This window comes from Duganella sp. 3397 (assembly GCF_031456625.1).
GTDB classification, from domain to species: Bacteria; Pseudomonadota; Gammaproteobacteria; order Burkholderiales; family Burkholderiaceae_D; genus Rugamonas; species Rugamonas phyllosphaerae.
In genome coordinates, this window is the sequence record NZ_JAVDVB010000008.1 from 154,684 (window position 1) to 173,729 (window position 19,046).

At 65.0% G+C, this 19,046-nt stretch carries 16 protein-coding genes; 12 read left to right on the plus strand and 4 right to left on the minus strand.

Annotation, left to right across the window (positions count from 1 at the left end):
- Nucleotides 1-3 precede the first annotated feature (3 nt).
- The 4 genes from J2X54_RS22960 to J2X54_RS22975 form a co-directional block, all read right to left on the minus strand.
- The gene (locus J2X54_RS22960; RefSeq protein WP_310184143.1) at nucleotides 4-1,191 is read right to left on the minus strand and encodes a glycosyltransferase family 2 protein; all 1,188 of its coding nucleotides are present in this window, start codon (nucleotides 1,189-1,191) and stop codon (nucleotides 4-6) included.
- Nucleotides 1,188-1,709, minus strand: a complete 522-nt coding sequence (locus J2X54_RS22965) for a serine acetyltransferase (RefSeq protein WP_056139087.1) — start codon at nucleotides 1,707-1,709, stop codon at nucleotides 1,188-1,190. The genes J2X54_RS22960 and J2X54_RS22965 overlap by 4 nt, the downstream gene beginning before the upstream one ends.
- A 27-nt stretch (nucleotides 1,710-1,736) precedes the next feature.
- Entirely contained in the window at nucleotides 1,737-3,110 is a 1,374-nt protein-coding gene (locus J2X54_RS22970; RefSeq protein ID WP_310184144.1) for an Atrophin-1 multi-domain protein, read from the minus strand.
- A 175-nt stretch (nucleotides 3,111-3,285) separates the two neighbouring features.
- Nucleotides 3,286-4,845: an Atrophin-1 multi-domain protein gene (locus J2X54_RS22975; RefSeq protein ID WP_310184145.1), complete on the minus strand. Its 1,560-nt coding sequence runs from the start codon at nucleotides 4,843-4,845 to the stop codon at nucleotides 3,286-3,288.
- A 640-nt stretch (nucleotides 4,846-5,485) separates the two neighbouring features.
- On the opposite strand from J2X54_RS22975, the gene J2X54_RS22980 reads away from it, so the two are divergent.
- The 12 genes from J2X54_RS22980 to J2X54_RS23035 all read left to right on the plus strand — a co-directional run bounded on the left by J2X54_RS22980 (nucleotide 5,486) and on the right by J2X54_RS23035 (nucleotide 19,045).
- The gene (locus J2X54_RS22980; protein WP_070247168.1) at nucleotides 5,486-6,640 is read left to right on the plus strand and encodes a sugar phosphate nucleotidyltransferase; all 1,155 of its coding nucleotides are present in this window, start codon (nucleotides 5,486-5,488) and stop codon (nucleotides 6,638-6,640) included.
- A 268-nt stretch (nucleotides 6,641-6,908) separates the two neighbouring features.
- On the plus strand, nucleotides 6,909-7,406 hold the full coding sequence (locus J2X54_RS22985; RefSeq protein ID WP_310184146.1) for an FxDxF family PEP-CTERM protein: 498 nt from the start codon (nucleotides 6,909-6,911) through the stop codon (nucleotides 7,404-7,406).
- 142 nt (nucleotides 7,407-7,548) lie between these two features.
- Entirely contained in the window at nucleotides 7,549-8,553 is a 1,005-nt protein-coding gene (locus tag J2X54_RS22990) for a TIGR03790 family protein (protein ID WP_310184147.1), read from the plus strand.
- Nucleotides 8,554-8,672: 119 nt separating this feature from the next.
- The gene (locus J2X54_RS22995) at nucleotides 8,673-11,687 is read left to right on the plus strand and encodes an ExeM/NucH family extracellular endonuclease (protein WP_310184149.1); all 3,015 of its coding nucleotides are present in this window, start codon (nucleotides 8,673-8,675) and stop codon (nucleotides 11,685-11,687) included.
- A gap of 9 nt (nucleotides 11,688-11,696) precedes the next feature.
- The gene (locus J2X54_RS23000; protein ID WP_310184150.1) at nucleotides 11,697-12,341 is read left to right on the plus strand and encodes an NF038129 family PEP-CTERM protein; all 645 of its coding nucleotides are present in this window, start codon (nucleotides 11,697-11,699) and stop codon (nucleotides 12,339-12,341) included.
- A gap of 104 nt (nucleotides 12,342-12,445) precedes the next feature.
- Complete coding sequence (locus J2X54_RS23005; RefSeq protein WP_310184152.1) at nucleotides 12,446-13,174, plus strand: response regulator transcription factor; 729 nt, start codon at nucleotides 12,446-12,448, stop codon at nucleotides 13,172-13,174.
- Nucleotides 13,171-14,058 carry a LuxR C-terminal-related transcriptional regulator gene (locus tag J2X54_RS23010; RefSeq protein ID WP_310184154.1) on the plus strand — a complete coding sequence of 296 codons (888 nt, stop codon included), beginning with the start codon at nucleotides 13,171-13,173 and terminating at the stop codon, nucleotides 14,056-14,058. Before J2X54_RS23005 ends, J2X54_RS23010 begins: the two co-directional genes overlap by 4 nt.
- A 134-nt stretch (nucleotides 14,059-14,192) precedes the next feature.
- A complete protein-coding gene (gspG, locus tag J2X54_RS23015) occupies nucleotides 14,193-14,639 on the plus strand; it encodes a type II secretion system major pseudopilin GspG (RefSeq protein WP_070247174.1) in 447 nt (148 codons plus the stop codon).
- 54 nt (nucleotides 14,640-14,693) lie between these two features.
- Nucleotides 14,694-15,881 carry a type II secretion system F family protein gene (locus tag J2X54_RS23020; protein WP_310184156.1) on the plus strand — a complete coding sequence of 396 codons (1,188 nt, stop codon included), beginning with the start codon at nucleotides 14,694-14,696 and terminating at the stop codon, nucleotides 15,879-15,881.
- Entirely contained in the window at nucleotides 15,878-17,605 is a 1,728-nt protein-coding gene (locus tag J2X54_RS23025) for a GspE/PulE family protein (RefSeq protein WP_310184157.1), read from the plus strand. Before J2X54_RS23020 ends, J2X54_RS23025 begins: the two co-directional genes overlap by 4 nt.
- Nucleotides 17,598-18,491, plus strand: coding sequence for a hypothetical protein (locus J2X54_RS23030; protein WP_310184159.1), 894 nt, complete (start codon nucleotides 17,598-17,600; stop codon nucleotides 18,489-18,491). Before J2X54_RS23025 ends, J2X54_RS23030 begins: the two co-directional genes overlap by 8 nt.
- Nucleotides 18,488-19,045, plus strand: coding sequence for a PilN domain-containing protein (locus J2X54_RS23035; RefSeq protein WP_310184160.1), 558 nt, complete (start codon nucleotides 18,488-18,490; stop codon nucleotides 19,043-19,045). Before J2X54_RS23030 ends, J2X54_RS23035 begins: the two co-directional genes overlap by 4 nt.
- Nucleotide 19,046 lies beyond the last annotated feature (1 nt).

Here is a 19,046-nt window from a genome sequence, read left to right on the forward strand (position 1 = left end):
AAATTATTCGCTGTCGCGCTTGGAGCGCACCCATTCGACCTGGCGATTGACCAGGAAGCCGATATACACCGGCACTTTCCAGAAAATATACAGTACTGCCATGGCCAGGTTGGCCGCGCTCAGGGTCTGACGGCCGTAGCGCCACCAGGCCAGCAAGACCGCCACGCCCATCGCCACGGCGATCGACAGCGCCAGCAGCAGCGGCGCCATCGCGCCGGTAATCAGTGCGAACAGGCCGCTGGCGCCCAGCGCGGCGATCACCGCCAGCGACAGCAGCGCCAGCGGCGGCACGATCAGGTCGAGCGCCATGCCCACCATGGCCAGGCGGCCGCGCGCCAGGCCTTCGAGCAGGAAGCGCGGCGCGGCCGAGACGATCATGCTCAGGTGGCCGTGTTCCCAGCGGCGGCGCTGGCTCTGGGTACCGGCGTCGCTGCTGGGGAAGGTGCTCGAGACCAGCACGTACGGACAGAACAGTGGCGGCGTGCCGGCGCGGGTCAGGTCCATGCCCAGTTTCATGTCTTCCACGATGTGGCCGTTGGCCAGCGAGGCGGTGCTGATCACCGGCCACGGGAAGGCCATGCCGCTGCCCATCAACGGGCAAGGGATGCCCAGGCGCAGGAAGCCGAGCGGGCGCACCAGGTTTTTCACGGTCCAGGCAAATTCGGCGATCTTCTTCATCGGGCCGCTGCCCGGTGGTGAGCGCATCAGGTACAGCGCCTGCACCGGCCGGCCGCTGGCCAGCGCGGTGCGCGCCAGGCGGTCGATGGCGCCCGGTTCCACCAGGCAGTCGGCATCGACGATGAGCATCACTTCGGGCGGGTCTTCGGCCAGGCATTGCACGCCGAAGTCGAGCGCATAGCCCTTGCCGCGCTGTTCGTCATGGTGACGCTCGCGCACTTCGGCGCCGGCCGCGCGGGCGGCGCCGGCGGTGTTGTCGGAGCAGTTGTCGGCGACGACCAGCACGCGGTCGCCGGCCAGCATCTGCGGCAGCAGGGTGGCCAGGGTGGCGCCGATGCCGTCCTGTTCGTTATGGGCCGGCACCAGTACCGCTACCCGTGGGCGGCGCCCGGCCAGGACCGGGCCCGGCCCGGCCGGCTTGGCCGCCAGCAGCGACTGCACCAGCAGCACCAGCACGGGTACGGCCAGCAATGCCAGCACGGCGCAAAGAATAATGCTGAGCACGGTAATCATGCAGCCTCCCGGGCGGCAATGATGCGCGCCGGGGCGCCGACCGCAGTGGCGCCGTCGGGCACGTCGCACAGCACCACCGACATGGCGCCGATGCGCGCATTATTACCTATGCGCACGCCGCCGATCACTTGCGCATAGGCGCCGAATTCGACGTCGTCGCCGATCACCGGGGTGGGGCCGCCGGCGTGGCGGTTGCCGATGGTAACGCCCTGGCGCAGTGTGCAGCGGGCGCCGATCACGGTGTCCGGGTGCACGAAAATATTTCCGAAGTGCCAGACCCGCAGGCCGGGGCCGATGGTCGCGCTCTTGGGCAGGCTGACGCCGGTCACCGTTTCGATCACGCGGAACAAGCCCCAGTACACGGCCAGCCCGAGCTTGCGCCCGAGGCCGGGTGGACGGCGGTCGAGCCGGCGTCCGCGGCGGTAAAGCCACACCGCCCAGATCGATTGTTCCTTGAGGAAGGGGCGGCGCATGCCGTAACGGTCCAGGTCGGCCGCCCAGTCTGCATCATCAGCCATGGTGTGCGTGCTTTCGTGTCATGAGGATTAATCTTGCGGCGCCAGGGTGGCGCGCACGGTAGCGTCGGACTTGCCGCCGGCGGCGATCAGGTCATACCGCGCTTTTCCCGAAGGGCAGGGCAGGGTGGCGCTGGCGCCGTCGGCCAGCGGGCCGCTGTCGAACAACTGGCGGCTCATGTCCTCGCTGCGGACCTGCAGGGCCAGGGTGGCGCCACTGGTGGCCTGCACGCTGAAGCGGCATTGGGCGCCGGCGCGCGGCGCGGCCCAGCTGACGCGGCCGATGTCGCGCAGCACCGAGCTGCGCGACCTGGCGCCCGCTTCGAGCGTGAGCCGGTCGGTGATGGCGTCGTATGCGCCGCCCTGGCCGCGCCACGGGCCGCGCATCGAGAGCAGGTTGGTCGGCTTTTCCATTTTCATCGGTTTGCCGTTGCCATCGAGCCAGCCGCTTGTCGAGACCACCTGGCGCAGGTGGGCGCGCATGCGCTGCAGCTCCTTGCCCACTTCGACATTCCAGCCATTGCCGTGCAAATTGAAGCCGCTGCCATTTTCAACATATATATAGAACGGCGTGCCCTCGTTACGGTCGACCACGTAAGCGCCGTAGGTTTTCAGGGTGTCTGCCACCTTGCGCAGGTGCGGATTGCCGATCTTGCTGGTGTCGTAGTTGGGCGGCAGCATCATCAGCGCGCCTTCGGGGATGCTGCCGGTGTTGCGCGAGGCGTCGATATCGGCGGCGGTGGCCGGGAAGATGTAGGCTGGCGATTTCGCCAGGCCGTTAAACGTGAGCGACATGGCCAGCGCGTGGCGGTAGGTGGGCAGGCCGTCGTCGATTTCGTGGCGACGGATCAGGCCAGCAGTGGACGGGATGCCTACCGCGCGCGTGCCCTGGTAAAAGTCGGCGGGATCGCCCCAGCCCCGGCCCTTGAGACGGCTCCAGGCGTAGCCCACGGCCGACCAGTGGTCGCCACGCTGGCGCAATTGCCAGAACGAATGCAGCATGCCCGTATCCGGCTCGGCGATGTCGGCGTGGCCGTCGCTGCCGCTGGCGGGGGTGAGGCCGGCCGGCCAGTGGGTAATGGTGATCGAACGTTGAACGCCCTGGTTGTAATCCCAGACATCGGGTTTGCCCTTGGGGCCCAGTACTTCCTGCGACGGCGATTCTTTGCCACCGAGGAAACCGATGGTGGAGAAGGGGCCGCCGCCGATGTTGGGGAAATAGTTCGACGTCGGAATCTCGTCAGTACCGAAAACCGGGCCGACCGGACGGGCGTTCCAGGGAGAATCGACGGCGAATGGATGCTCTACGGTACCAAATACAGGGGGCGTGGACGCAGGCGTGGCAGCGAACGATGTATTGGCCAGGCAGAGCAGGGCCAGCGAACTGAAGAGGGAACGGTTCATGGTGCGCGGCAGCGCGGCAGCGGCGCATGCTATCTGATCATCAAGTGATGTATTTTAATTCACTTGCAGGGCGCACAGTAGGGTTTTTTGATGCACTGCAAAATGCCACTGGCCGACGCGAGGTCGGCCAGTGAGCAAGCAACGGATATTGCCGGCAATAATAGCCGGCAATTAGTTATCGCACGCCGGTACGCGCGCCGGTGTAGGTCGGCGATGCTTCGAGCAAGGTCTTCAGCGTGGCGGCCTTGGCGGCGTTGGCGGCAGCCGTCGCTGGCGCCAGTTGCACGGTGACCAGTTCGCCACGTACGCTCGAGACCTGGTTGGTGCCGTTGGTGGTGTAGAGCACGAACCAGGCGCCGGCTGGCCAGACGAAGCGCTTGATGTAACCGTTGTTCTGGTTGCCCGTATCGAACACCATGGTGCCGCCCGAGTACAGCGCCATGCGCAGGGTGGCGCCGCCGGTGCTGATGACCTTCAGCTGCTGGGTGCTGCCGACCACTGGCGCGCCCCATTTGACCTTGCTCAGGCCAGTGGAGTTGCCGTTTTGCATCACACTTTTCGTCGGCGATGCAGGGAAGACCATCGACTGCGACCAGGTATCGTAGGTGCCGGTAACGGTACCCGAATTCTTGATCCACGGCCCGCGCATCGACAGCGCATTGAGGTTGGGCTGGGCGGCATCGAACGCCTTGCCATTGCCATCCTGCCAGCTCTGGGCGCCTATCACGCGGCGCATGTTCTGGCGCATGCGGTCCAGTTCAGCGGCAACATTGTTGTCCCAGCCCTTGGCGTGCAGGCCAAGCGTGCTGCCGGTTTCCACGTAAATCACGAACGGCGTGCCGACGTTGCGGTCCACCACGTAGGCGCCGTAGTTTTTCAGCGTTTCAGCGACCTTCCGCAGCGCGAGATTGGAAATCTTCGAGGTGTCGTAGTTCGCGGGCAACATCATCAGCGCACCCTGGGGAATCTTGCCGGTGTTGGTCTTGGCGGCATCGTTGTCGGCCGAGGTCGCAGGATACACATATGGCTCGGTGGCCGACAGGGCATTGTAGGTGAGCGACATGGCCAGCGCGTGACGGTACATCGGCAAGCCGTCGTTGATTTCCTGGGCGCGGATCAGGCCGGCCGAGGCAGCCACGCCGGTGGCGCGGGCGCCAAGATAGAAGTGGGCCGGAGTGCCCCAGCCGGTGTCGTTGGCTGGCGACCACGCGTACAGCGCGGCCTGCCATTTGCCGTTGACCTTCTTGAGCTGCCAGAAAGAGTGGATGACATTGGTCACCGGATCATAGATGTCGGCGTGGCCGTCGCTGCCAGTGGCGGGCAGGGTGTTGGCAGGCCAGCGTGGCAGGGTGACTTCCGTACTGCCGCCGGCATCGGGGTTGTTGACCAGGTTGGCGCCGCCCTGGCCGTAAATTTTCATCGGCAGGTCGGTGTCCTTGGCCAGGAAGAAACCGGTCGAGTAGGCGCCCGAGTTGATCTCAGGGTAGTAGCTCGATGTAGGAATGGTGAACGAGGTGTCGAGTACCGGGTTCACCGGACGGACGTTCCACAGCGATTGCGCGGCGAACGGGTTGGTATAGGTGGCGAACGCTGGAGGCGTGCTCATGCTCACTGGCGGCGTGGTGGTGGTCTGCGCTTGCACGTTCAAGCTCAGGGCGCACGCACTCAATACCGACCAGCCGATCATTTTGGTGAGCTGGCGTGCGGACACAGAAAGCGGATTATTGAGAAACATGTCTAACTCCTGGATTTAATTTCAAATGAATGGGCGATCACTCAACCTGAAATTAATTATACACAATGTCTTTCCGTAGCGAAATTTTTTTCAATTCAATTTGGTCGAATGCAGCACCCCTGCAACAAATCGTGAGCGTATTGATCACACGCACAAAAAGCGCTGCAAGCCGCGTAGTTGCTGGGTTTTCGCAAGTCACCCACGGTTTGCTTTAACCAAAAAGCAAGCAATATAATAGATATTCAACGCACGCAAAATGTTAAATTTAGTTACTAATATAATGAATATCCGTAGATGGTAAAAATATATTGTTTTATAGAAATATTTTTATTGAAATATATTATTATCACGGCCGATATTCAATTGCTATTTAATCCCGGCGTGGCGCGCACTGCTGCCAGCGGAACCGAGTAGCGGCAGTTGGCTCTGCTATATTGCGTTGCAAGAGACCAGTCACGTCGCGCGTCCGCGACGGCGATGTGCACACGCAGCAATTTGGACTGGTCAAAAAGTTGACGCTATGTCATGATCTTGCACGATACGGTCAACAACCAGGTCTGCGGCGGCTGCCTGTGCGCGATGACGCGCACCGCGCCGCCCGCCTGTACCACACATTTTTAACTATCTAAAGGACCTCATTATGAAAGCTATGATCTTGGCCGCAGGCAAGGGCACCCGCGTGCGCCCCCTGACGTTTGACCTTCCTAAACCGATGATACCGGTGCTGGGCAAGCCGGTAATGGCTTACCTGATCGAACACCTGGCCAAGTACGGCGTCAACGAGATCATGGTCAATGTCAGCTACCTGCACGAGAAAATCGAGGACTACTTCGGCGAAGGCCATCAATACGGCGTCCAGATCGGCTATTCGTTCGAAGGCCACACCAACAACGAAGGCGAAGTCGTGCCCGAAGCGCTCGGTTCGGCCGGCGGCATGAAAAAGATCCAGCAATTCGGCGGCTTCTTCGACGACACCACCATCGTCCTGTGCGGCGATGCAGTGATCAACCTCGACCTGAAATCGGCGCTGTTCGAACACCGCCGCAAGGGTTCCAAGGCGACCGTGATCTGCCGCGAAGTACCATACGACAAGGTGTCGAGCTATGGCGTGGTGGTCAGCGACAAGGATGGCCGCATCACCCAATTCCAGGAAAAACCCAGCGAGGAAGAAGCGCTGTCGAACTTCGTCAGCACCGGTATCTATATCTTCGAACCTGAAATCCTCGACCTGATTCCGGAAAACACGGTGTTCGACATCGGTTCGCAACTGTTCCCGCTGCTGGTCGAGAAAGGCGTGCCGTTCTATGCGCAGAACCGCGCCTTCAACTGGATCGACATCGGCAGCGTCAAGGATTACTGGGAAGTGTCGCAGAGCGTCATGATGGGCGAAGTGGCGCACATGGACGTGCCGGGCATTCAGCTGGCGGACGGCATCTGGGTGGGCTTGAACACCAATATCGACTGGGAAGGCACCACCATCGAAGGTCCGGTATACATCGGCTCCGGTTGCAAGATCGAAGCGGGCAGCACCATCATCGGCCCTACCTGGATCGGCCATGGCAGTCATATCTGCGCTGGCGCCAAGATTGTGCGCAGCGTGTTGTTTGAGTACACGCGCGTGTTCGCGGATGTCAGCCTGGAAGAAATGATCGTCTTCAAGGAGTACAGCGTCAACCGCGCCGGCGAGATGAAGCACGTGTCCGAGTACACCGCCAGCGAGTGGACCAACGCCCGCGACCGCCGCAGCAAGCCGCGCAGCGACGCGGACGTTGTAGAGAAAGAGAATATCGCTTAAACACTAGCTGCTGTCGCCTCCCTGGCCGGGGGCGCTCGTCTCCGGCCACGCTCTCCTGCTCCCCCTCCTGCCTTGTCGTCCTCATTCGTCTCTTTTTGCCCCGCGTTGTCGGCTTTAATTTCCTTGTGGAAAAGTTATTTCAAAAAAATTATTTAAAGTAGGGAAATTACAACAGAATTACAGATTGTTGTGCTATCATTCTTAAAGTTGTTCTAAAAACACATTTATAGCGCAATAGCGTAGCCAATTACCTCTAAGGAATTTTCAAATGAAATTCAAAATGCTTGTTGCCAGCCTGTTGGCTGCTGCCTCGTTCAGTGCTGCTGCTGCCGACCAATCCGTACCGGTCTTCCTCAACCCGACCGATGGCAACCAGAACCACTTCAATGGTCAGTTCACCCCGACCGACGGCATCCTGTCCGCCGGCAGCGACATCATCACCCTGACCGGCCTGGCTTCGGGCATGTACAACGTGGTGGTGACCATCAGCAGCCAGAACCTGACTTTCGACAGCGCAATGTCGAACCTGAACGGCGCAAAGGGCACGTTCGATAACTACGGCAAATACAGCTTCGGTTACCTCGCTTCGACCGACAGCGCACCATTCGTGCTGTCGCTGTTCGGCAACGCAAAAGCTGGCGCCACCTACAGCGGCGACATCACTGTGACCGCCGTACCAGAACCAGAAACCTATGGCATGATGGTTGGCGGCCTGGCACTGCTGGGCTTCATGGCACGTCGTCGCAAAGCCAAGAACGCTGCCTGATTAGGCAGGTGAGGCGGCCACGCCGCCGCACCGACAAGAATCCCCCGCGCGCAGGCCCGGGGGATTTTTTTATGGCGCGCCAGCGTCACCCCTATAATGAGGCCAGCCAGGTCGTGCCGACCGGGATCTTGGGAGTGGGACGATGCGTTCATCCATCTTGTTGTCGCTGGGTTTGCTGGGGGCGACCGTCACGGGAGGCGCCCATGCCGCGCTCGGGCCCAGCCAGCTGGCGCTGGTGGTCAACGACAACGAGCCCAATAGCGTCGCGCTGGCTGCGTTGTATCGCGAGGCGCACCAGGTGCCCGAAAAAAACATCATTCACGTGCAGATCGATCCGCGCGCCCGCAAGCTCAGCCCTGAAGACTTCGCCCCGGTGCGCCAGCAGATCCTGGCCCAACTGGGGCCCGACATCCGCGCCGTGCTGATGGTGTGGACCGCGCCGTACGCGGTGGGCTGCAACGCCATCACGTCGGCGCTCACGCTCGGCTACGATGCCGACCAGTGCAACACGCCTTGCGGTCCCGGCAAGCCCAGCGCCTACTATGGCGACGCCAATGCGCTGGCGCCAGCGGCTGCTGCCATGCGTATCAGCATGCTGCTGCCCACCACGTCGCTCGACCTCGGCAAAGCCCTGATCGCGCGTGGCACCACGCGCAACTTCCGCTTGCCGCAGGCCAGTGCCTATTACCTGACCACGTCCGACACGGCGCGCAGTTCACGCGCGCGGCTGTTCCCGCCGTCGGGGCAGGTCAAGTCGCACGAACTGACCATCAGGAATATGCGTGCCGATGTGCTCGAAGGCGTGAGCGACATCATGGTGTACCAGACCGGCATGGTGAAGGTGGACAAGCTCGACACGCTGAAATTTTTGCCCGGTGCGCTGGCCGACCACCTGACGTCGACCGGCGGCGACCTGCTGGGCACCAGCCAGATGAGCAGCCTGCGCTGGCTGGAGGCGGGCGCCACGGCCAGTTACGGCACCGTGTCGGAGCCGTGCAACCACTGGCAAAAATTCCCGCAACCGGCGGTGCTGCTCAAGCGCTACCTGAGCGGCGACAGCGCCATCGAGGCGTATTGGCGCAGCGTGGCCTGGCCGGCGCAGGGCGTGTTCATCGGCGACCCGCTGGCCGCACCCTACGCGCGCTGACCTTGTCCACAACCGGGTGCTTGATCCATTCGGACCAAGCGCCTGTCATGATGTCGTCACGCAGATCCAATAATATGCAAAATGCAATATAAAAAACATTTTGATAACCTGGATCGCACATGACCCCCATTCGCATTGCCGCCAACGCCCCTGGCACCCGTACCCTGATCGCCGCCGCCCTGCTGGCGGCCCTGTCCGCCCAGGCCCGGGCCGACGCGCCCGTCGTCATCAGCCAGGTATATGGCGGTGGCGGCAACAGCGGCGCCACGTATAAAAACGATTTCATCGAAATTTTCAACCGCAGCGGCGCTGCTGTCGATATCAGCGGCTGGAGCGTGCAGTACGCCAGCGCGGCCGGCGGTACCTGGAACGCCACCCGCGTGCCCGCCAACACTGCCGTGCTCGAACCGGGCCAGTATTTCCTGTTCCAGCAAGCTGCCGGCAACGGCGGCTCGGCCGACCTGCCGGCGCCTTTCGTGCCCGGCACGCTGGCCATGAGCGGCAGCGCCGGCAAGGTGGCGCTGGTGTCGAACGGCACCGCGCTGTCCGGCACCAATCCAAGTGGCGGTGCGCTGGTGGACCTGTTCGGCTATAACGCCGGCGGTTTCGAAGGCGCGGCCGGCCCCGGCCTGTCGAACACCCTGGCCGCCTTGCGCGCCAACGGCGGCTGCACCGACACTGACAACAACGCCAGCGATTTTGCCACCGGCGCACCGGCGCCGCGCACCACCGCCAGCCCGCGCAACCAGTGCGGCGTGCCGGCGCAGCCGCCAATCGTGGCCAGTTGCCCGGCCGACCTGGCGCTGGCCGTGGGCCTGGGCGGCAGCGCCGGCGTGTCGGCCAGTGACGCCGACGGCATCGTCAATGCCGCCACGATCACCGCTGGCGCCGTGGGCGGCATCGCGTTGACCGATTTTCAGTCGGCTCCAGGCGCCGGCGGCACGGCAACGGCCAACCTGGCCGTAGCGAGCAGCCTGGCGGCCGGCACCTATCCGGTCACCATCCGCTTCGACAACGACCAGTCGCAGCAAGCGGCGTGCACGGTCAACGTCAAGATTGCCGCGCCAGCCACGCTCACCCGCACCATTCCGCAAATCCAGGGCAGCGGCGCAGCCAGCCCGGTGGCCGGCACGGTGCAGACCACCGAAGGCGTGGTCACCGCCAAGGTGGGCTCCGGCTTCTTCATCCAGGACGAGGTGGGCGACGGCGATCCGCAAACCTCGGACGGCCTGTTCATCTTCACCACGGCCGCCAACACCGCCACCGTGCAGGTGGGCGACCGCATCCGCATCACTGGCACCGTGGCCGACTACGTCCCGACCGGCAGCAGCCAACCTTATACCGAGCTGACCACCATTACCGGCATCGTCGGCCTGGCCAAGGGCATTGCGATTGCACCGACCAATATCGAGCTGCCGTTTGCCGATTTCACGCAGGTGGAAGGCATGCTGGTGCGCTTCAATAACAACCTGACCGTCTCGCAATTGCAGTACCTGGCCGATCGCGGCGAAGTGACGCTGTCGTCGGGCCGGCTGGAAAACCCCACCAACCGCTACCGCCCGGGCACACCCGAGGCGCAGGCGCTGGCGGCCGCCAATGCGCGCAACCAGATCATCCTCGACGACGGCGTTTTCACCACGCCGACCGTGATTCCGTACCTGGGCGCGGATGGCTCGCTGCGCGCCGGCGACACCGTTTCCGGCCTGACCGGCGTGGTCGATTTCGGCGCCAAGGGCGGTGGCGGCGCGGCCTTCAAGCTGCAGCCGACCGTGCCGCCGGTGTTCTCGCAGGACAATCCGCGTCCGGCGGTGCCGGCCCTGGCCAGCGGCAACGTCAAGGTGGCCAGCGCCAACGTACTCAATTACTTCACCACGTTTACCAACGGTGGCAACCACCTGGGCCAGACCGGCCAGGGTTGCAGCGTGGGCGGCGGCACGCCGTCGCGCAGCAATTGCCGCGGCGCCGACAACCTGGTGGAATTCCAGCGCCAGAGCGCCAAGATCGTCGGCGAACTGAAAGCGCTGAACGCCGACGTGGTGGGCCTGATGGAAATCCAGAACGACGGCGACTATTCGGTCTCGCAACTGGTCGATGCACTCAACGCTGCGATTGCGCCCGGCACCAGGACCTACGCGGTCGTGCCCAAGCCGGTCACCACCGGCACCGACGCCATCCGCGTGGCCATGATCTACAAGCCGGCCGCAGTGACCTTGCAAGGCACGGCCCTGACCGACAGCGACGCCATCAACAACCGGCCGCCGATGGCGCAGACCTTTGTCGCCCCCAACGGCGGCAAGTTCACGGTGGTGGTCAACCACCTCAAGTCCAAGGGCAGCTGCCCGTCGGCCGCGAGTGTCGATGGCGACAAGAATGACGGCCAGAGCTGCTGGAACGCCACCCGCGTGCAGCAGGCGCAGCGCCTGGTGGGCACCTTCGTGCCGCAGGTGGTCGCTGCCGCCGGCGACCCGAAAGTGCTGCTGATCGGCGACTTCAATGCCTACGGCCACGAAGACCCGATCCAGGCCATCGTCAACCAGGGCTTTGTGAACCAGCTCGAGCGCTTCGTGCGCGGCGCCGGCGCCATGCCGTACTCGTACGTGTTCAACGGCGAAGCCGGCTACCTGGACCACGCATTGGCCAGCGCCGCGCTCAGCGCCCAGGTGGCCGACGCGGCCGAGTGGCACAACAATGCCGATGAGCCGGTGGCAGTCGATTACAACACCGACGGCAAGCCGCAGGACAAGTACACCGACGCGCCGTACCGCGCCTCGGACCACGACCCGGTGGTGCTGACGCTGAACCTGGCAGGTCTGCCTGCCGATGTGACGGCCAGCGTGCGTACGGCGGCCTCGGGCCTGGTGTTTGCCCGCGCCAGCGGCAAGTGGACCGGCACGCTGAGCATCACCAACACCGCCGCCACCGCGCTGACCGGGCCGTTGCAGATCGCCCTGAAAGGCTTGCCGGCTGGCGTAACGTTGTTCAACGCCAGTGGCAGCCAAAGCGGTGCGCCCTATATCACTGCTGCAGTGTCCAGCCTGGCGCCCGGCGCCACCATCACTGTGCCGGTCAGCTTTACCAAGACCGGCACCGCCGCCATCACTTACACCACCACCGTCTACAGCGGCAATTTCTAAGGACCGACCATGTTTACACCTACCTTCACTTCCCTGCGTCGCGCGGCCCTGGTGCTGGCGCTGAGCGCCTGCACCAGCCTGGCGTCCGCCGCCTCGGTCTTCCAGATCGAACTCGACACCAGCTCGCTGGTGGCTGCCAACGGCCCCAGCGGCTGGATCGACCTGCAATTTAATCCTGGCAACAGCGGCACGCCGTATGCCCAGGCGCTGCTGACCAATTTTTTCGGCTTCGGCGATGCCGCCAACGCTGTCACGGCAGGCAATGTCAGCGGCTCGCTGGCGTCTGGCTACGTGATCGGCAACAATGATGCCAGCGGTTACAACGACCTGTTCCATGGCGTCAATTTCGGCGGCAAGGTGGGCTTCACGGTGACCTTCAGCGGCGACCTCGATCCGTCGCTGTCGGGGCTCGGTTCGGCGTTCGGGGTGTCGCTGTTCGACAACAGCGGCACCATGGCGCTGGGCACCGCCGCCGCCAACGGTGCGCTGGTGGTGCTGAACTGGACGTCGCTGGGCAGTGCGGTCGCCACGCCGCTGGTCAACCAGATCGGCACCTCGGTCAGTGCCGTACCGGAGCCGCACACCTGGCTGATGCTGGGCGCCGGCCTGGCATTGCTCGGTGGCGTGGCGCGGCGGAGGCGCCAGCACGGTTGATACTGAGCGGTATTTATTTGATCAGGATATAAATATCACAAGGAAAACATATTAGTCAGGGGCTGGCTGAATATTGCATAGTGTTATTTTTACACGGATATGCCATGCCAGCTGCCCACATCCTTGTCATCGAAAACGACCGCGCGGTCCAGCAGCTGATCGCGCTCAACCTCGGCATGGCCGGTCACGTCGTCCGCTGCACCCCCGACGCGGAAAGCGCGCTGATGCTGCTCGAGGACCACTGTCCCGACCTGATTCTGCTCGACTGGACCCTGCCCGGGCAGTCGGGGCTGGCGCTGGTGCGGCGGCTGCGCGCGCAGCCTCGCACGCGGACGCTGCCGGTGATGATGGTGACCGCGCGCGCCAGCGAGGCGGACAAGATCATGGCGCTCGAAGGGGGCGCCGACGACCATATGACCAAGCCGTTCAGTCCACGCGAAATGGTGGCGCGCGTGCATGCCTTGCTGCGCCGTGCGCCGGCGAGCGCGGGTTGGTCGGGCGGGCAGAGCGGTCAGAGCGGGGCGCACGACGCGATCGAGACCGCCGGGTTGCGGCTCGATCCGCACACGCTGCGGGTGATGGCCGGCGCGCGCGAACTGGCGCTGGGCCGGGTGGAATTCAAGCTGCTCGACGTGCTGATGCGCCATCCGGGCCGCATCCACAGCCGCGCCCAGTTGCTCGACCAGGTGTGGGGCAACGCCGTGGTGCTGGAAGAACGCACGGTGGACACCCACGTGGGCCGCCTGCGCAGCGCGCTGCAACCGGCCGGCTACCAGCGCCGCATCGAGACCGTGCGCGGCAGCGGCTATCGCTTCGTGGGGGCTGCCGCGTGAGCACATTACCGGTAGCAACGGCAACGGCGACGGCGACGGTCATCCTCAGCCAGCGCGAGCAGGAATACCTGCTGCACGCAGTGGAGGCAGCGGTGCCAGTGGACAATGCGCGGCAGTTTTTCCTGTGGACCCAGGGGCCGTTGCAGGCGCTGTTGCCGCACCGGGTGCTGGTGGCGCTGCACTTCGATGGCCACGACCGGTTGCTGCACGTGGAATGCCAGCACAGCACAGTGCTCGATGCCGCCCTGCGCCAGCGCCTGGCCGGCGACGACGGCCTGGCGCTGCGCCTGGCGCGCCATTGCCGCCAGCACGACTGCCGTTCCTTGCTGCTCGACGCAGCCCATGGCGCCGATTGCGCCCATGTCGCTAATGCCGCTGATGCCGCTGACGATGGCAATGGCAATGGCGATGGCGATGGCGCCGCTGCGCGATTCGCCGCGCCGTTCCGCACGCAGTTGCGCGCGCTCGGTTTCGATAACCTGGCGCTGCACGCCACCGGCCGCCTGGCGGGCGGGTCCAGTGTGTTCGTGCTGCTGGGTTTGCCGCAGCGGCCCCAGGCGCGCCACGCATATTTCCTGGCGCTGTTGCTGCCGCATTTGCACCTGATGCTGCAGCACCTGGCGCACTGCGGCGCGGCGTCGCGCGCTACCGCGGGGCTGACCGTTCTGTCACGCCCGGTCAGCGCGCGCGAGGCCGAGATTTTGCACTGGGTGCGCGAAGGCAAGAGCAACCACGAGATCGGCCAGATCCTCGGCATCAGCGGCCTGACCGTGAAGAACCACTTGCAGCGACTGTACCGCCTGCTTGGTGTGTCGAACCGGACCCATGCCATAGCACGCAGCGCCGCATTGCGGCTGTTCCAACCGCTGGCGTATGCGGCGTGAGTGCCACACTATCTGCGGTCGTGCTCGTTGAAAAAGATTGTCCTCCAAGCAAACAGCATGGTAGCCTTGTCGAGTGGTAGCCACACGGCGCCGCAAGACTTTCAAGGCAGCAGGCAACACTAAGGAGTGGTTGGATGGATGTGGTAAAGATGCGCACGCAGGTAGTAACTGGCAGCAACAAGTCGAAGGGCTTTACCTTGCTGGAATTGCTGGTAGTGATCGTGATCATCGGTTTGCTGGCGGCCTATGTAGGACCCAAGTATTTCTCGCAATTGGGCAAGTCCGAAGTGACCATGGCCAAGGCGCAAATCAATTCATTCGAAAAAGCGCTCGACACTTACCGCCTCGATGTCGGCCGCTATCCGAACACGGAAGAGGGCATGAACGCGCTGCTGGTGGCGCCGCCCACGGCCGGCGCCCGCTGGAATGGCCCGTACCTGCCCAAGGTCCCGTCCGATCCGTGGGGCCGTCCTTACCAGTACAAGGCGCCCGGCGCCAAGGCCGAATTCGAGATCACCTCGCTGGGCCGCGACGGCCAGCCGGGCGGCAGCGGCGACGATGCCGACATCGTCTCGCAATAAACGTTCCAGTCAGCGTCTCGCACAGCACAGTCTTCACCGAAAGCCGACTTCATCATGCAGTTTGACGTACGCACCCTGTCGGCCGAGATGGTCATTTCCCAGCTCGTGATCGATGGCCGCGACGAGGCCGATGCGCGCCGCCAGGTGGAGGCGCGTGGCCTGTTCGTCAGCGCCATCGCGCCTGCCGCCAAGGGGCTGCGCGCCAGTGGCAAGCGCAGCGCGCTCTCGCTGGTGCTGTTCAGCCAGGAGCTGCTGGCACTGCTCACCGCCGGCCTTGGCATTGTCGAGGGCCTGGAGGCCCTGCTGGAAAAGGAAGCCAATCCCGCCACCCGCAGCGTGCTCGAGCGGCTGCTGGCCGGCCTGCGCGAAGGCCAGCGTTTTTCGGCCGTGCTGGCCGAGCAGCCCGACCTGTTTCCGCCGCTGTATATCGGCATCGTCAAGGCGGCCGAAGGCACGTCCGACCTGCCGCGTTCGCTCTCGCGCTTCATCGACTACCAGCAGCGCATCGACATGGTGCGCGGCAAGCTGGTCTCGGCCGCGATCTACCCGTGCATCCTGCTGCTGGTCGGCGGCGGTGTCAGCCTGTTCCTGATCGGTTACGTGGTGCCGCGCTTTGCCGAGGTGTACCAGGGCGCCGGCCGCGACCTGCCGTGGTTGTCGCAGCAAATGCTCAACTGGGGCCAGTTTGCCAGCGGCCACACCAGCCTGTTGCTGGGCATGATCGCCTTCGTACTTGCGGCGCTGGTGCTTGGCGTGCGGCGCCTGCTGCGCAACGGCGGCGTGCTGCGACTGCTGGGCCGGCTGCCGGCCATCGGCGAGCGCGTGCGCATCTACGAGCTCTCGCGCCTGTACCTGACGCTGGGCATGCTCAGCGAAGGCGGCATCACCATCATCCACGCCATTAACACCGTGCAGGGCATGGTGTCGGCCGGGCTGCGCCAGAACCTGCAGGCGGCGCGCGCCGACATCGAATCGGGCCAGCCGCTGTCCACCGCCTTCGAGGCGCACCAGCTGACCACCCCCATCTCCTTGCGCATGCTGCGCGTGGGCGAGCGCACCGGCGACATGGGGCCGATGCTGACCCAGTCGGCGGCATTCTATGACGGCGAAATCACGCGCTGGATCGAACGCTTCACGCGCACCTTCGAACCGCTGCTGATGGCCGGCATCGGCCTGGTGGTGGGCGCCATCGTGGTGCTGCTTTATATGCCGATCTTCGATCTGGCCGGAGACATGTCATGAGCGCTGTCGTCAACGATCCTGTTGCGCCTGTCCTGGACGCTGCGCTGCTGGCGCGCGCGCGCCACTTGCGCGCGCAATCGAAGCGTACCCTGGTCGAGGAACTCGAAGGCCTCACCGGCGCCGAGCCGCGCGAGCTGGTCCGCGCGCTGGCGCAGCCGTTCGCCCTGCCGGTGCTGGAGACGGCCGACATGCTGGCCTGCGCGCCGGCCTTCGACCTGCTGCCGCTGTCGCAGGCCATGGCGCGCCACTGCGTGCTGCTGCGCACGCTGCCAGCGGATGCAGGGGCCGATGCTGGCCAGCTGCTGGCGGTAATCGCCGACCCGTTCGATCTCGACCTGCAAACCTGGTTATCCACGCAAGCGCGCGCCACGCCGCACGCGCCGCTGCCCGTGCGCCTGGCGCTGCAGGCCGACATCCAGGCCTATCTGTCCAAGCAGGAAGAATCGGCGCGCGCCACCGACAACCTGCTGCCCGGCGCCAGCGAAGGCCGGCGCGACGGCAAGACCGCCGCCGTGCTGTCGTTCGCCTCGGTGTCGGAGGCGGCCAGTCCTGCCGTGCGGCTGGTCAATTCCACGCTGTACGACGCGCTCAAGGCCGGCGCGTCGGACATCCACCTGGAAAGCACGGCCGGCGGGCTGGCCGTCAAATACCGCGTCGATGGCGTGCTCGATCACGCCACTGCCGTCAACGGCATCGAAGTGGCAGAACAAATCATCTCGCGGCTGAAGGTGCTGGCCGAACTCGATATCGCCGAGCGCCGCGTGCCGCAGGACGGCAGCTTCCGGGTGGAGGCAGGCGGGCGCGAGATCGACCTGCGCGTCTCGATCATGCCCAGCATCCATGGCGAAGACGCGGTGATCCGCATTCTGGACAAGCGCGCCATGATCGAGGCGTATGGTTCGCTCACGCTCGAAGCTCTGGGGTTCGATGCGCCGTCGCTGGCCACCTTGCGCGTGCTGGCGCAGGAGGCGTATGGCATGCTGCTGGTCACCGGCCCCACCGGCTCGGGCAAGACCACTACCCTGTACGCTGCGCTCACCGAGATCCATAACGGCCGCGAGAAAATCATCACCATCGAAGACCCGGTCGAGTACCAGCTGCCCGGCATCCTGCAAATTCCGGTCAACGAAAAAAAGGGCCTCACCTTTGCCAAGGGCCTGCGCTCGATCCTGCGCCATGACCCGGACAAGATCATGGTCGGCGAAATCCGCGACCGCGAGACGGCCGAAATCGCCGTGCAGTCGGCGCTGACCGGCCACCTGGTCCTCACCACCGTCCACGCCAACAACGTGTTCGACGTGTTCGGCCGCTTTACCCACATGGGCATCGACCCGTACGCGTTCGTCTCGGCCTTGAACGGCATCTGGGCCCAGCGCCTGGTGCGCATCAACTGCCCGCACTGCGCCGCCCAGTACACCCCGGACGACGCCGAACTGGCCAGCGTGGGCCTGGCGCGCGCCGAAGCGCAGGATTACCTGTTCATGCAGGGCAAAGGCTGCGGCGACTGCCGCGGCACCGGCTACAAGGGCCGCCGGTCCATCGCCGAGATCCTCACGCTCAACGACGAGATCCGCGAGCTGATCGTTGACAAGCGGCCGATCCGCCAGATCAAGCAGGCCGCCCACGCCAACGGCACCCGCAGCCTGCGCCTGGCCGCGCTGGAACTGGTCAGGCGCGGCGGCACCACGCTCACCGAAATCAAGCGGGTGACCCTGCATGCGTAGAGCCATCGGACATTCATTGCGCATCGGTGTCGCCGCCCACGCCGTCAGCCTGCTGCGGGTAAGCCGCTGGCGCGCAACAGGCTCGCCGGTGACGGTGCTGGCCGAGCACACCATCGCGACGTCGTCGGCGCATCCGTTCGATGCGATTGCCAGCGCCTTGCGCGCGCTCTTGCAGGAGCAGCAGCAGGTGCAAAGCCTGGCTGGCTGGCCGGCGGCCTTCGTGCTGGCCGACGACCTGGCGCGCCTGTGGCGCGTGACGCCGCCGCCAGGCGCCACCCGGATCGACGACCTCGAAGCGGCCGCCGGCCTGCGTTTCCAGTCGCTGTACGGCGAGGCGCCGTCGGCCTGGCAGATCGGCGCCGACTGGAACGCGGTGCAGCCGTTCTTTGCCGCCGCCGTGCCGCGCGCCTTGCTGGCGTCGCTGACCATGGTGGCCGAGGAATTCCGGCTGGCGGTGGTCGGCGTGGAACCGCATTTCGTCAGCACCTGGAACCGCTGGCACGGCGCCCTCAAACCTGGCGCCTGGTATGCGCTGGTGCACGATGGCCTGATGACGCTGGCGCCCGTGGCCGACGACGGCGTACGGGCGCTGCGGGTATTGCCTCTACCCGCAGCGCCCGCCGCCGACCCGGCCTGGCTCACGCACACTTTGCAGCGCGAGGCCCTGCTGCTCGACCTGCCGGCGCCGGCGCTGTTGCAGGCATGCGGCGCGGTGCCGGCGAGCTGGTTGCGGGCGGCCAGTGCGGCTGCGGCTGCGGCGGCCGCAGCCGCTGCCCCTGCCGCAGCCGCAGCACCGATCGGCTGCGAAGCGCTCGACCACGCGCAGCAGTCGCTGGGCGCCGGCTTCTCGCCGGTCGCGCAACTGGCCTGGGGAGGCGCCCGATGATCAGGAAATCACGCGCCATGCGCATCGATTTTGCGCCGCGCAGCCTGCGCCGCACGCTGTTCCACACCCATCCGGCGCTGCTGGCGCTCGGCTTTCTTGGCGTGCTGCTGTGCGCGGGTGCAGTGACCACGGCCACCCGGCTGGCGGACGACCGCCGCGACCGCGCGCAGCAACTGCAACACGTGCAGGAGCGCGCGGCGGCGATGTCGGCGCGGCCGGCGCAGGTGGCCACCGTGGCCATCCCCGAGGCGCAGGCGGCGTTTGTCAACGGCGCCATCGGCCAGTTGAACCTGCCGTGGCGCGCGCTGCAGGATGCGGTGGCTTCGGCCACGCCGTCCAGCATTGCGCTGGTGGCGCTGGAGCCGGACGCGCGCAAGCAGGTGCTCAAGATTACCGCCGAGGCGAAATCGAGCGACGACATGGTCGATTATGTCGCCCAGCTCAAGCAGCAGGAAGCCTTCAGCGCGGTGGCGCTCACGCGGCACGACGTGCAGGAGGCCGATCCCAACCGGCCGTTGCGCTTTCAACTGGAGGCCACGTGGGTAACCCGCTGAG